Source organism: Leisingera sp., from assembly GCF_034669605.1.
Classification (GTDB): Bacteria; Pseudomonadota; Alphaproteobacteria; order Rhodobacterales; family Rhodobacteraceae; genus Leisingera.
Genome location: NZ_JAXMOX010000136.1, coordinates 1 through 12,863, shown reverse-complemented (window position 1 = coordinate 12,863; position 12,863 = coordinate 1). Strand labels below are relative to the sequence as shown.

The window sequence follows — 12,863 nt, the reverse complement described above, 5'->3', positions numbered from 1 at the left end:
CCCGCCCCCCCGCCCGAGCCGCCTGCCGGCGTGCAGACCACCCCCTACCACATGCCGGTCGAGGATTTCATTCTGCACGGGATGACCGATCAGCTGGTGGAAAGCGCGGACTACGCCCAGCGCCGCGCCGCGGTCCGGGACTGGAACCGGGACCATGAATACATCAAGAAGGGCATCGCCTTCTCGCCGGTGAAATTCGGCATCTCCTTCACCCTCACCCACCTCAATCAGGCGGGCGCGCTGGTGCATGTCTACCAGGACGGCTCGATCCACATGAACCACGGCGGCACCGAAATGGGCCAGGGCCTGTTCCAGAAGGTCGCCCAGGTCGCCGCCAGCCGCTTTGGCGTGCCGCTGGAAATGGTCAAGATCACCGCCACCGACACCGCCAAAGTGCCCAACACCTCGGCCACCGCCGCCTCCTCCGGCTCCGACCTCAACGGCATGGCGGTCAAGGCCGCCTGCGACGAGATCCGCCGCCGGATCGAGGATCTGCTGGCCGAACGCTACCAGACCCGCGACATCCGTTTTGCCGACGGCGAAGTGCATGCCGGCAGCGAGGTGCTGAGCTTTGCCGAAGCCGCCAAGTTGGCCTATGAAAACCGTGTCAGCCTGTCCGCCACCGGCTTTTACAAGACCCCAAAGGTGGAATGGGACCGGATCCGGGGCTGCGGCCGCCCGTTCTTTTACTTCGCCTATGGCGCTGCCATCACCGAGGTCGCCGTGGACGCGCTGACCGGCGAGAACCGCATCCTGCGCTGCGACATCCTGCATGACGCCGGCGCCTCGCTGAATCCGGCGCTGGACATTGGCCAGATCGAAGGCGGCTATGTGCAGGGCGCCGGCTGGCTCACCACCGAGGAACTGGTCTGGGATGATGCCGGGCGGCTGCGCACCCATGCGCCCTCCACCTACAAGATCCCCGCCTGCTCCGACCGGCCGGATGTGTTCAACGTCTCCCTCTACGGCGGCAAGAACCGCGAAGACACCATCTACCGCTCCAAGGCGGTGGGGGAGCCGCCCTTCATGCTGGGCATTTCCGCATGGCTGGCACTGAGCGATGCGGTCTCAGCCTTTGGCCCGGATTACCCGGCGCTGAATGCCCCCGCCACCGCCGAGGAAGTCTGGCGCGCGATCCGGAGAGTGCGTGATGGGATTTGACGTTGCAGCTCTCCGGAGGGCCGTCGGGGACCACGGCCGCGTTGTGCGGGTGGTGATTGCCGCCATCCGCGGCTCCTCCCCGCGCGAGCCCGGCACCGCCATGCTGGTCTGGGACGGTGGCCAGAGCGGCACCATCGGCGGCGGCACCCTGGAGTTTGAGGCCGCAGCGGCCGCCCGCCTGCAGGCGGTTGCCAGGACGCTCAGCACCCATGCATTGGGGCCGGGCCTGGGGCAATGCTGCGGCGGTGCGGTCACCCTGCTGAGCGAAGTTTATCACGCCGCTGATCTGGCCGCGCTGGACGAGGAGATCATCGCCCGCCCGGTCAGCCCGGCGCCGATGCCCCCGTCCATGCCCCCGTCCATCCCCATGCCGGTGAAACGCATCCTCGCTGCCGCCCGCAGCCAGGGCATTGCCCCGGCGCCGCAGCTGGCGGAGGGCTGGATGATCGAGCCGGTGCACAGGCCCGGCCAGCCTGTCTGGATCTGGGGCGCGGGCCATGTGGGCCGGGCGCTGGCCGGCGTGCTGGCGCCGCTGCCGGATCTGGACATCACCTGGGTGGACACTGCCGCGGACCGGTTCCCGGCCCAGGTCCCGCCCGGCGCCGCCACGGTTCCGGCTTCTGATCCTGCGCTTCTGGTGCCGCATGCGCCTGAAAACGCTATGCATTTGGTGCTGACCTATTCCCATGCGCTGGATCTGGCGCTATGCCACGCGCTGTTGCGGCGGGGCTTCGCCTTTGCCGGGCTGATCGGTTCGAAAACCAAATGGGCGCGGTTCCGCTCGCGCCTTGCCGCCCTGGGCCACAGCCCGGAACAGATATCACGGATCACCTGCCCGATCGGCGATCCGCAGCTTGGTAAACATCCGCAGATGATTGCGGTCGGCGTCGCGGCCCAGCTGCTGCGGCTGAGTGCAGAAGATGAACTGAGAAAGGACCGGCGCGCGTGACCGTACCACTGTTGAGCCTGCAAGGCCTGACCAAGGCCTACCCCGGGGTTGTGGCCAATGACACCGTTTCCTTTGATATCGGCGAGGGCCAGGTGCATGCCCTGCTCGGCGAGAACGGCGCCGGAAAATCGACCCTGGTCAAAATGATCTACGGGCTGGTGAAACCCGACAGCGGCCAGATGCTTCTGCGCGGCGAGCCCTTTGCCCCGGCCGAGCCGCGCGCGGCCCGCGCCGACGGCATCGCCATGGTGTTCCAGCATTTCTCGCTGTTCGACGCGCTGAACGTGGCCGAGAATATCGCGCTGGGGATGGAGAAGCCGCCGGAATTGCGCGACCTCGCCGCCCGGATCCGCGAGGTGTCGGAGACCTACGGGTTGCCGCTGGACCCGTTCCGCACCGTCGGCGATCTGTCCGCCGGTGAGCGCCAGCGGGTCGAGATCATCCGCTGCCTGCTGCAGGAGCCGAAGCTGCTGATCATGGATGAGCCGACCTCGGTGCTGACCCCGCAGGAGGTGGAAATCCTCTTCAAGACGCTGCAGAAACTGCAGTCCGAGGGCACTTCGATCCTCTATATCTCGCATAAGCTGGAGGAAATCCGCACGCTCTGCGACCACGCCACGATCCTTCGCCTGGGCAAGAATGTGGGCGAATGCACCCCGGCCGGGACCTCGGCCCGCGACATGGCGGAAATGATGGTCGGCAGCACCCTGCTGACCCCGCAGCGCGGCAGCCGCGAGTTTGGCAATGTGGCGATGGACATTACCGGCCTCTCGGTTCCCGCCCCCTCGGCCTTCGGCACCGCGCTGAAGAACCTCCATCTGAAAGTCCGCAAGGGCGAGATCCTCGGTATTGGCGGCGTGGCCGGCAACGGCCAGGATGAGCTGCTGGGCGTGTTGTCCGGCGAGGTCCTGACCGACGCCGATGCGGTGAAACTGCATGGGCAGCCCATCGGCCGGCTTGGCCCCGCTGCCCGGCGCAAGCTCGGCGTGCTGGCAGCCCCTGAAGAACGGCTCGGCCACGCCGCCGCCCCGGATATGAGCCTGACCGAAAATGCCATGCTGACCGGATCGGTGCGCGAGGGGCTGGAAAAGAACGGCTTTCTGGATTGGGCTGCAACCAAGGAATTTGCCGAACGCATCATCAAGGCCTTTGACGTCCGCACGCCGGGCCCCGGCAATGCGGCGCGGTCGCTGTCCGGCGGCAACCTGCAGAAATTCGTGATCGGGCGCGAGGTGCTGCAGGACCCCGAGGTGCTGGTGGTCAATCAGCCGACCTGGGGCGTCGATGCCGCCGCCGCCGCCGCCATCCGCCAGTCGCTGCTGGATCTTGCGGCCAAGGGCGCCGCGGTGATCTGCATCAGCCAGGATCTGGATGAGCTGATGGAAATCTCCGACAGTTTTGCCGCCCTGAACGAAGGCCGCCTCAGCGCCCCGCGTGAGGCCGCGGGGCTGACGGTGGATGAGATCGGCCTGATGATGGGCGGCGCCCACGGCATGGAGGTGGCGCATGTCTGACACCGCCGCCGGGTTTTTCGCCCCCCCTCTCGGCGGCATAGCCGCCTGCCGGGCAAGGGGCGAGAGTATTTTTGGAAAGATGAAACAGGGAGCCGCGTCATGATCCGGCTTGAGAAACGGCCGCAGCCGTCGCGCGCCTGGTCGATGGCAACGCCGCTGGTGGCGGTGCTGGCGACGATGCTGTTCGGCGGGCTGCTGTTCGCCGCGCTTGGCAAACCGCCGGTGGAGGCGATCCGCATCATTTTCTGGGAACCGCTGTTCGGCGAGTTCGCTTTCTACTACCGGCCGCAGCTGCTGGTCAAAGGCGCGCCGCTGGTGCTGATCGCCATCGGCCTGTCGCTGGGTTTCAGGGCCGGCATCTGGAACATCGGCGCCGAAGGCCAGTACATCATGGGCGCCATCTTCGGCGCCGGCGCGGGCCTTGCCTTCTACCCCTCCGAATCCTTCCTGATCTTTCCGTTCATGGTCATCGCCGGTGCGTTCGGCGGCTGGATCTGGGCGATGATCCCGGCGGTGCTGAAAACCCGCTTTGGCACCAACGAAATCCTGGTCTCGCTGATGCTGGTCTATGTGGCCGAGCAGTTCCTCGCCTCGGTCTCGCTGGGGCTGTTGAAGAACCCCGAAGGCTTTGGCTTTCCCGGCTCGCGCAACCTGCAGGCCTGGGACAGCGCCCATAACGCCGAGCTGATTACCGGCACCGGCATGCACTGGGGCGTGGTGGCGGCGCTGATCGCGGTGATCTTTGCCTATGTGCTGCTGAACCGGCACATGACCGGCTATCACATCCGCCTCACCGGCGAGGCGCCGCGCGCCGCCAAATTCGCCGGCGTCAACCCGGCCCGTCTGGTGCTGTTCTGCCTTGGCACCTCCGGCGCGCTGGCGGGGCTGGCGGGAATGTTCGAGGTCTCGGGGCCGTCCGGCCAGATCTCCATCGACTTCAATGTGGGCTATGGCTTCACCGCAATCATCGTCGCCTTCCTGGGCCGTCTGCATCCGGTGGGCATCCTGCTGGCAGGCGGGCTGATGGCGCTGACGTATATTGGCGGCGACATCGCGCAGTCGAACCTGCAGCTGCCCGCGGCGGCGATCCAGGTGTTCCAGGGGATGCTGCTGTTCTTCCTGCTGGCCTTCGACCTGCTGACCAATTTCCGCATCGCACTCAGCAAGCCGGAGGTGGCGTAACATGGATCTGTCTGCAATCAACCCGGTCCTGCTCATCGCCTCGCTGATGGTGGCGGCAACCCCGCTCCTGCTGGCGGCGATCGGCGAGCTGGTGGTCGAAAAATCCGGCGTTCTGAACCTCGGCGTCGAGGGGATGATGATCGTGGGCGCCATCGCGGGCTTTGCCGTGGCGGTGGAAAGCGGCTCTCCTCTCCTTGGGTTCATTGCCGCCGCCGTCGCGGGCGCGGCGCTGTCGGTCCTGTTTGCCATCCTCACCCAGTTTGCCCAGGCAAACCAGGTGGCCTCGGGCCTGTCGCTGACGCTGTTCGGTCTCGGCCTGTCGGCGCTGATGGGGCAGTCCTATGTCGGTGTGAAGCCGCCGCGGATGGGCGACATCCATATTCCGGTGCTCAGCGACCTGCCCGTCGTCGGCCCGATCCTGTTCGGCCATGACATCATCCTCTATTTCGGCATTGCCCTGACCGCCGCGGTCTGGTGGGTGCTGAAATATTCCCGCATCGGCCTGGTGCTGCGTGCGGTGGGGGAAAACCACGACGCCGCCCATGCGCTGGGATACAAGGTGCTGAAGATCCGCCTGATGGCGATCATGTTCGGCGGTGCCTGCGCCGGGCTTGGCGGCGCCTATATCAGCCTGATCCGGGTGCCGCAGTGGACCGAGGGCATGACCGCCGGCATCGGCTGGATCGCCCTTGCCCTGGTGGTCTTTTCCAGCTGGAGACCCTGGCGCGCCTTGCTGGGGGCCTATCTTTTCGGCGGGGTCACTGTTGTGCAGCTCAATCTGCAGGCGGCAGGCGTTGCCATCCCGGTCGAGTATCTGGCAATGTCGCCCTATCTGATTACAATTATTGTGCTTGTTATTCTTTCGGCGGACAAAAGCAGCGCACCAGCATCGCTTGGCCGCAACTTCCATGCCTCCCGCTGAGGGGGCTTTCCACTGCCTCGGAGCCGGGGCCAATAGATCCAAACTGGGGAGAATTTGATGAAACTGACCAACCTTCTGACCAGCGCTGCGGTGGCGCTTGGCCTCGCCGCGGGGGCGGCCTGGGCCCAAGACAAGACCAAAGTGGGCTTTGTCTATGTCGGCCCCGTCGGCGACGGCGGCTGGACCTATGAGCACGACCAGGGCCGCAAGGCGGTCGAAGCCGAGTTCGGCGACCAGGTCGAAACCGTCTATGTGGAAAGCGTGGCCGAAGGCCCGGATGCCGAGCGGGTCATGACCCAGATGGCACTGCAGGGCGCCGACCTGATCTTCACCACCTCCTTTGGCTACATGGACCCCACCATCAACGTCGCCAAGAAATTCCCGGACGTGAAATTCGAACACGCCACCGGCTATAAACGCGCCGGCAACGTCTCCACCTACTCCGCCCGTTTCTATGAAGGCCGTGCGGTGCAGGGCACCATTGCGGGCCTCATGACCGAGAGCAACGTGGTGGGCTACATCGGCTCCTACCCGATCCCGGAAGTGATCCGCGGCATCAACTCGGCCTATATCCACGCCAAGAAGGTGAACCCCGACGTCGAGTTCAAGATCGTCTGGGCCTTTACCTGGTTCGACCCGGCCAAAGAGGCGGACGCCGCCAAAGTGCTGATCGAACAGGGCGCCGACGTGATCCTGCAGCACACCGACTCCACCGCGCCGCAGGCCGCCGCACAGGCTGCCGGCAACGTGATCACCTTCGGCCAGGCCTCCGACATGGCCGAATACGCGCCGAAACCGCGGGTGTCCTCGATCATCGACAACTGGGCGCCCTATTACATCGCCCGCACCAAAGCGGTGATCGACGGCACCTGGGAGTCGGTTGACACCTGGGACGGCATCGGCGCCGGCATGGTTGGCATCGGCGAGATTTCCGACGCGGTTCCGGCTGACGTGAAAGAGGCGGCGCTGGCCCTCAAGGCCTCCATCGCAGACGGCAGCTACCACCCGTTCACCGGCCCGCTGAAAAAGCAGGACGGCACTGATTGGCTGGCGGAGGGCGAAACCGCGGACGACGGCACCCTGGCAGGCATGAACTTTTATGTCGAAGGCCTCGAAGGCGACATCCCGCAGTAAGCTGCGCGTCCCTTAGCACTGGATGGGCCCGCCGATCGGCGGGCCTTTTGCGTCCGCGGTCCGCGGTCCGGTCAGGAACAGCGCACCGGCGCCGCCAGCCGCCGCACCTGGCCGCCGTCGCGTTCAGCCAGCGGCGCACCGGTCACCGTGCAGCCTGAAATCTGCGCGGCATAGGCTGTCAGCGCGTGCAGCGCGGCACTGCTGCCAATCTGCTGCCCGGCCTGCTGCCCGGTCTTGGGCAGGCTGATGGCAAACAGCACTGCAAAACTGCTGCCGTCCACGGTGACAATCCGGAACCGGGTCCGCGCATCCCCCAGATGGGTCTTCGCCGCATAGGGCGTCCTGCGTTCAGACGCCTTGTAGGCAAGCGCAGCCCCGGCGGCCTCGCGGGGCGCCAGCCGTGCGCCGCCTGCCTGGAAACCGGCCGAATGGGCGACCAGCCATGGCGCGCCGGTGCGGGTTTTGTGCAGGCCCGGGCGCATCGCGGCATCGGGGCTGAGGGCGGCCTCGGCGCCGGCGCGGTAGCTGCCGCCGGCCGCGGCGGAACCGCCGTTCCCCCCCCCGTAACCGGCCCGCGTCGCAGTCCAGTAGTCGGGTTTTTCCGGGGCTGAGCAGGCCGCCAGCAGTGTTGCAGCTGCAATTGTCAGGATCTGTTTCACCGGGAGCCTCCGTTGCGCATGTGATGGCGGAAGCTGATAAAAGAAAAAGGGGGCGGCAATATGGCACTTGCCGCCCCCTGCTGAACCCTGCTGCCCCCGCCGTCAGTGGCCGGAGAGCACCAGCGTTGTCACCGGCATCAGCAAGAGCCGCAGCCGCAGGCCGGCCGCATGGACCACGCCGATGGTGTCCACCACATGCAGGAACAGCCAATGGGGGGTGCTGAGGCTCTCGTCATGCTCCAGCCTCTCGTGGTTGCTGGTGTAAACATTGGCGATGCAGTTGCTGCCCGGCGGCAGCGGCTCTGTCATGCCTTCGTACAGCGGCTCCATGACGACGGTGATGGTGCCGGGTTCGCGCATGTTTTTCAGGTCGCGCAGCTCATCCGTGGGGCGCAGCTGGCCGGTGGCGATGACATCCTGCACCGCGATCACCACCATCGGGATCACCGTGAAGGGTTTGGTCATGCAGCCGATCTCGCCCACCATGCCGGGCTTGATCACCTGCGCCGCCATCTGGTTGAAACCAGCCTGGAAACGGTTGCGGCCCGACTCCAGCGGCACCAGGATGCCCGCCGGGCGCAGGATCGGGTTGACGTAATCGCCCACCTGCAGCGCGAACTGCTCGATCCGGGCATCGACACCGGCGGTGACCAGGGTCTTGTCCAGCTCGGCCTGCGCCAGATGCAGCTGCGCCTCGGCGCTGGACATCTGGGCCGGGATCAGCACGTCGATCTGCTGCTGCACCGCGGCCTGCTGCGCCTCGGCGGCTTCCAGCGCGGCCTGACGCTGGGCCACCAGGTTCTCCAGCCGCTCGATCTCTGTCAGACGCACCGCGCTGGAGCCCTGATCGCGCAGCTGCTGATTGCGCTCCAGATCATCGCGCGACTGGGCCAGCGCTGCCTTGGCCTGGGCGATCCCCGCCCTGGACTTGGCCAGATCGGTCTCGGCCAGCTTGCGCGAGGCCTCCACCTCGGCGATTGCCGCTCGGGCCGCTTCCAGCGCCGCCTGCTGCGAGAAACCCTCCAGCTTCAAGATCGGATCCCCTGCCTTAACCTCTTGATTGTTCTCGACATAAACCTCTGCGACCCGGCCGCCGACTTGCGGCAGGATGGTCACGGTGCGGTAGTATGAAACCACCGTCTTGGTTGCCGGGTGAAAGTAGAACAGCGTGGTGATCACCGTCAGCGTCAGCATCACACAAGCGGTCAGGCCCCAGCGCAGCTCATACCAGACGGAAAACAGCGTCAGCTCCTGGCCGATGCGTTTGCCCTGGACAAAACGGCGGTACAGAAAATCCGGCAGGATGGTAATCAGCGCGCACAGCATAGTCTCAATCATGGATCAGTGCCCCTCTGCTGTCGGCTGTGCCTGGGACGGCGCGGCGGGCTCCGGCGGGTCCTGCGGCGGCGGCGGCCCCTCGGCCGTTGCGGACGGATCGCGCTGGCCGCGGATCGCATCCGCTATCGAGCGCAGCGGCGCTGCGAGGTCCGGGATCTGGAAGCCTGCCATCAGGATCGCTGCGACCCAGAAGATGTTGTTATGGGTAAACAGCGCCAGCAGCGCCAGGATGCCGACCAGCTGGAACTGCGGGTGATTGCTTTTGTGCGCCATTTTTTCGGGCAGCGCATGCAGGGTGAAATAGGCGACCCCGATCAGCAGGATCAGGACGATGGTGAACACCGCCATGAAGGTGAACAGGAAGTCACTGCCATCCGCGGCGGTCACATATCCCGGTATGTGCCCCGATGCCATCGGATGCACGTCTGACGTCGTCATTCGTTTTTCCCTCGTTTTAAATTACTTGCTTGAACTGGCTCAATACTTGCACTGCCTTGCGCCCCGTCAAAGCCTTTTGTCGCCCGCCAACGGAATTCCCTTTGCCTGCGGCGGCCGGCATGGCAGGTTCGCCGCATGACCAGACCTGCGTTTCCAACCGCCCCCGACGGCACCCCCGCCAGCCGTTTCGCCTTTGGCTGCATGCAGTTCGGCGGCCGCGCCGATGAGGCGCAATCCGCCCGGATGTACGCTGCCTGCCGTGCCGCCGGCATCAGCCACTTTGACACCGCCTGGATCTATACCGGGGGCCGCTCGGAACAGATCCTGGGCCGTCTGATCCGGGCTGAGCGCGACCAGCTGCTGATCGCCACCAAGGCCGGCTATACCGGCGGTGCAGGCGCCGCCAACATCCGCGCGCAGTTTGACGAAAGCCGCCGCCGGCTGGGACTTGACATGGTGGACGTGCTCTATCTGCACCGGTTCGATCCGGAAACCGGCCTGCGCGAAACCATGGATTGCTTTGCCGCGCTCAAGGACGACGGGCTGATCCGCTATGCAGCACTGTCGAATTTTGCCGCCTGGCAGGTGATGAAGGCGCAGATGGCGGGGCTGGCCTCTGGCATCCGGGTCGACATCCTGCAGCCGATGTATTCGCTGGTGAAGCGCCAGGCCGAGGTCGAGATTCTGCCGATGTGCGCCGATCAAGGCATCACCGCGGTGCCCTATTCCCCGCTGGGCGGCGGGCTGCTGACCGGCAAATACGCCGCCGGCGGCAGCGGCCGCCTCACCGAAGACAAAGGCTACGGCATCCGCTACGGGCAAGCCTTCATGCATCAGACCGCAGGCGCCCTGGCCGCACTGGCAGCAGAGCGCGGCACCGATCCGGCCACCCTTGCCGTGGCCTGGGCGGCTGCGCATCCGGCGGCGCCCCTCCCGATCATCTCCGCCCGCACCGCTGACCAGCTCCGCCCGTCGCTGGCGGCGCTGGATTTCGATATGGATGCGGACCTTTACCAAACACTTGAAACACTCAGCCCGCGGCCCGCACCCGCGACCGACCGGCTGGAAGAACAGGACTGAACCCATGCAGGATTTCATCGTCATCGGCGGCGGCATGGCCGGCACCAGCGCCGCCGCCCGGCTTGCCCATCTGGGCAGCGTCACGCTGCTGGAAATGGAGGATGCGCTTGGCTACCATTCTTCGGGCCGCTCCGCCGCGCTGTTCGAGGAAAACTATGGCCACGGCCCCACTGTCGATCTGAACCGCGCCAGCGCCGCGCATCTGCGCGACAACGGCTACCTGTCGCCGCGCGGGCTGATGCTGGTCGGGGCCAGGGATGATGCCGACGGGTTTGCCCGCGATGTGGACGAACTGCAGATGGCGACGCTGGACCTGGACGAGGCCCGCGCCATGGTTCCCATCCTGAACCCGCAAACCGTGGGCTTTGCCGCGATCAGCGGTGAGGCCGAGGATATCGACACCGACCGGATGCTGCAGGACTTCGCCAAGGCGCTGCGCGCCGCCGGCGGGCAGATTGCAACCAAGGCGCAGGTGACCGCGATCACAAGGATCAGCGGCGGCTGGCAGGTCACTGCGGGCGGCACCGCCTATGAGGCCCGCAATCTGGTCAATGCTGCGGGCGCCTGGGCGGATCAGGTGGCGGCGCTGGCCGGGATCGCCGCCATCGGCCTCCAGCCCAAGCGCCGCTCGATGGCGCGGCTGCCCGCCCCCGGCGGTCACGACGTCAGCGGCTGGCCGATGATGTTCGGCGTCGGCGAAACCTGGTACGCCCGGCCCGATGCCGGCAAGCTGCTGGTCTCTCCCGCCGATGCCGATCCGGTGGATCCGCATGACGCCTATGCCGACGACATGGTGCTGGCCGAGGGGCTGGCGCGCTACGAGGAAATGGTGACCGAGCCGGTCACGCGGGTTGAAAGCAACTTTGCCGGGTTGCGCAGTTTTGTGGCCGACGGCACCCTGGTGCTGGGGCCGGACCCGGACACGCCGGATTTCATCTGGTGCGCGGGTCAAGGCGGCTATGGCATCATGACCGCGCCCTCCGCCTCGCAGCTGATTGCCGATCTTGTGGCCGGCCGCTCACCGGTGCTGGGGGCCGCTGCGGTCGCCGCCCTGTCGCCTGCAAGGCTGCGCTGATGCCGGTGCGGTCTGTCCCCGGATCAGCCTCGGTCGCAGCGCCGGAGGGCGGCAAGCTGTTCGCCCCCGCCGCTGCCCGCAACAGCGGGGTTCTGTGTGATCTGCTGGAGGAGATGGCGCCGGCACAGGGCCGCGCACTGGAACTGGCCAGCGGCACCGGCCAGCATGCGGCGGCCTATGCCGCCCGCCTGCCCGGCCTGACCTGGCAGCCCAGCGAAGCGGACGCGGCCCGGCTTGCCAGTATCCGGGCCTATGCCGGCGCGGCGGGCCTGGCGAACATCGCGCCGCCGGTGGCGCTGGACGCCACCGCCCCCGGCTGGAGCGCGGATCACCCGGGGCAGGATTTGATCGTGCTGGTCAACCTGCTGCATCTGATCAGCGAAGGGGAGACGGAAACCCTGATCCGCGAGGCCGCCGCCGCCCTTGCCCCCGGCGGCCGTTTTGTGATCTACGGCCCCTTCCTGCGCGGCGGCGCCTTGACCAGCGAGGGCGACCGGAGCTTCCACGCCAGCCTCACCGCCCACGATCCGCAAATCGGCTACAAGGATGATTTCGACACCATCGGCTGGCTGCACAGCGCCGGGCTGGAGCTGCTGCAGGCCGTTGAAATGCCCGCCAATAATCTGGCGCTGGTTGCAGAAAAACCATCCCTGTGATCCGGATCAGGGCCGCCCGCCCCTGCCAGCGCAACACCTCCGGTCATTAGAAAAAATGGCCGAAGCAGCAGCAGACAGGCCGGCACGGAGAACTGATTGAAACCCGCAAAGGCCGGCGCAATCCGACCGCGGCCATGCCGGACGCCCTGGGGGCCTTTGGCGCCCTTGGCAAGGCGCTGGTCCAGGGCAGCAGACCAGCAATAAACAGGCGGCCAGGGCGATAAACTGCTTTGATCAGCTGACGCACAGTCTGCTGCGCGGAAAATATTCCCTTCCTAACCGCTGCCCCGGACCTCCCGCAGCCCTTGCAGCACCTGGCGGATCTGCTCCAGCGCCGGGTTGTCAGTCAGGTACAGCACCTTGCAGCTAAGGCTGATCTGCGGCGCCTCTTCAACCCTGTGGATCTGCCCGGCCGCCAGCGCCTCTGCCGCCATATAGGCCGGGAAATACCCCATGCCGCCGCGCTTCATCAGATAGCGCAACCCCATCGGCGCGTTGCCCAGCACAATATGCTGACGGCTGCGCCTTGGCACCACTTGCTGCACCTGCGCCGCATATTCGCTGCCGAACTCCAGATTGATGAACAGCGGCAGCTCGTCCTGTCCCAGCCGCAGCGGCTGATCCGACACCAGAACCAAAGGCTCCGGCGGCAGCGCCTCGACGCCCAGCCTTGTGCCGGCCGGCACCTCGTTCACGATCGCCAGATCCAGCAGCCTGCGCGACACCGCCTCAGCCATGTTCAGCCCGTGGTCATA

13 protein-coding genes are annotated in these 12,863 nt (G+C 66.3%); 9 read left to right on the top strand and 4 right to left on the bottom strand.

Annotated features, from left to right (window positions below; translation table 11 throughout):
• The 6 genes from VOI29_RS16220 to VOI29_RS16195 all read left to right on the top strand — a co-directional run.
• Positions 1 to 1,161 (top strand): molybdopterin cofactor-binding domain-containing protein (locus VOI29_RS16220; RefSeq protein WP_323780848.1); only part of this gene is annotated, 1,161 nt, incomplete at its 5' end.
• Positions 1,151 to 2,110 (top strand): xanthine dehydrogenase accessory protein XdhC, encoded by a 960-nt coding sequence (gene xdhC / locus VOI29_RS16215; RefSeq protein ID WP_323780845.1) that lies wholly within the window; start codon positions 1,151 to 1,153, stop codon positions 2,108 to 2,110. The genes VOI29_RS16220 and xdhC, both read left to right, overlap by 11 nt.
• On the top strand, positions 2,107 to 3,624 hold the full coding sequence (locus VOI29_RS16210) for an ABC transporter ATP-binding protein (RefSeq protein WP_323780843.1): 1,518 nt from the start codon (positions 2,107 to 2,109) through the stop codon (positions 3,622 to 3,624). The genes xdhC and VOI29_RS16210 overlap by 4 nt, the downstream gene beginning before the upstream one ends.
• 99 nt (positions 3,625 to 3,723) lie before the next feature.
• On the top strand, positions 3,724 to 4,806 hold the full coding sequence (locus VOI29_RS16205) for an ABC transporter permease (RefSeq protein WP_323780840.1): 1,083 nt from the start codon (positions 3,724 to 3,726) through the stop codon (positions 4,804 to 4,806).
• A 1-nt stretch (position 4,807) separates the two neighbouring features.
• Positions 4,808 to 5,728: an ABC transporter permease gene (locus VOI29_RS16200; RefSeq protein WP_323780837.1), complete on the top strand. Its 921-nt coding sequence runs from the start codon at positions 4,808 to 4,810 to the stop codon at positions 5,726 to 5,728.
• Positions 5,729 to 5,785: 57 nt separating this feature from the next.
• A complete protein-coding gene (locus VOI29_RS16195) occupies positions 5,786 to 6,862 on the top strand; it encodes a BMP family ABC transporter substrate-binding protein (protein ID WP_323780834.1) in 1,077 nt (358 codons plus the stop codon).
• Between the two features lie 71 nt (positions 6,863 to 6,933).
• Here VOI29_RS16195 and VOI29_RS16190 read toward each other — a convergent pair whose 3' ends face one another.
• The 3 genes from VOI29_RS16190 to VOI29_RS16180 form a co-directional block, all read right to left on the bottom strand.
• The gene (locus VOI29_RS16190; protein ID WP_323780831.1) at positions 6,934 to 7,521 is read right to left on the bottom strand and encodes a hypothetical protein; all 588 of its coding nucleotides are present in this window, start codon (positions 7,519 to 7,521) and stop codon (positions 6,934 to 6,936) included.
• A 102-nt stretch (positions 7,522 to 7,623) separates the two neighbouring features.
• Positions 7,624 to 8,859, bottom strand: a complete 1,236-nt coding sequence (locus VOI29_RS16185; RefSeq protein ID WP_323780828.1) for an HlyD family secretion protein — start codon at positions 8,857 to 8,859, stop codon at positions 7,624 to 7,626.
• Between the two features lie 3 nt (positions 8,860 to 8,862).
• On the bottom strand, positions 8,863 to 9,297 hold the full coding sequence (locus tag VOI29_RS16180; protein ID WP_323780825.1) for a hypothetical protein: 435 nt from the start codon (positions 9,295 to 9,297) through the stop codon (positions 8,863 to 8,865).
• 135 nt (positions 9,298 to 9,432) lie between these two features.
• On the opposite strand from VOI29_RS16180, the gene VOI29_RS16175 reads away from it, so the two are divergent.
• From VOI29_RS16175 to VOI29_RS16165, 3 genes are read left to right on the top strand one after another with little or no spacing between them, the layout of a single operon-like run.
• Positions 9,433 to 10,377, top strand: a complete 945-nt coding sequence (locus VOI29_RS16175) for an aldo/keto reductase (protein ID WP_323780822.1) — start codon at positions 9,433 to 9,435, stop codon at positions 10,375 to 10,377.
• A 4-nt stretch (positions 10,378 to 10,381) separates the two neighbouring features.
• Complete coding sequence (locus tag VOI29_RS16170) at positions 10,382 to 11,452, top strand: FAD-dependent oxidoreductase (RefSeq protein ID WP_323780820.1); 1,071 nt, start codon at positions 10,382 to 10,384, stop codon at positions 11,450 to 11,452.
• The gene (locus VOI29_RS16165; RefSeq protein ID WP_323780817.1) at positions 11,452 to 12,108 is read left to right on the top strand and encodes a DUF938 domain-containing protein; all 657 of its coding nucleotides are present in this window, start codon (positions 11,452 to 11,454) and stop codon (positions 12,106 to 12,108) included. The genes VOI29_RS16170 and VOI29_RS16165 overlap by 1 nt, the downstream gene beginning before the upstream one ends.
• 275 nt (positions 12,109 to 12,383) lie before the next feature.
• Here the strand turns inward: VOI29_RS16165 and VOI29_RS16160 are convergent.
• On the bottom strand, positions 12,384 to 12,863 hold a 480-nt coding region (locus VOI29_RS16160; protein WP_323780814.1), incomplete at its 5' end, for a LysR substrate-binding domain-containing protein.

Coding starts and splice junctions, on each gene's coding strand:
- xdhC (WP_323780845.1), top strand. CDS start 1,151: ATGGGATTTGACGTTGCAGCTCTCCGGAGGGCCGTCGGGGACCACGGC.
- VOI29_RS16205 (WP_323780840.1), top strand. CDS start 3,724: ATGATCCGGCTTGAGAAACGGCCGCAGCCGTCGCGCGCCTGGTCGATG.
- VOI29_RS16200 (WP_323780837.1), top strand. CDS start 4,808: ATGGATCTGTCTGCAATCAACCCGGTCCTGCTCATCGCCTCGCTGATG.
- VOI29_RS16195 (WP_323780834.1), top strand. CDS start 5,786: ATGAAACTGACCAACCTTCTGACCAGCGCTGCGGTGGCGCTTGGCCTC.
- VOI29_RS16185 (WP_323780828.1), bottom strand. CDS start 8,859: ATGATTGAGACTATGCTGTGCGCGCTGATTACCATCCTGCCGGATTTT.
- VOI29_RS16180 (WP_323780825.1), bottom strand. CDS start 9,297: ATGACGACGTCAGACGTGCATCCGATGGCATCGGGGCACATACCGGGA.
- VOI29_RS16175 (WP_323780822.1), top strand. CDS start 9,433: ATGACCAGACCTGCGTTTCCAACCGCCCCCGACGGCACCCCCGCCAGC.
- VOI29_RS16170 (WP_323780820.1), top strand. CDS start 10,382: ATGCAGGATTTCATCGTCATCGGCGGCGGCATGGCCGGCACCAGCGCC.
- VOI29_RS16165 (WP_323780817.1), top strand. CDS start 11,452: ATGCCGGTGCGGTCTGTCCCCGGATCAGCCTCGGTCGCAGCGCCGGAG.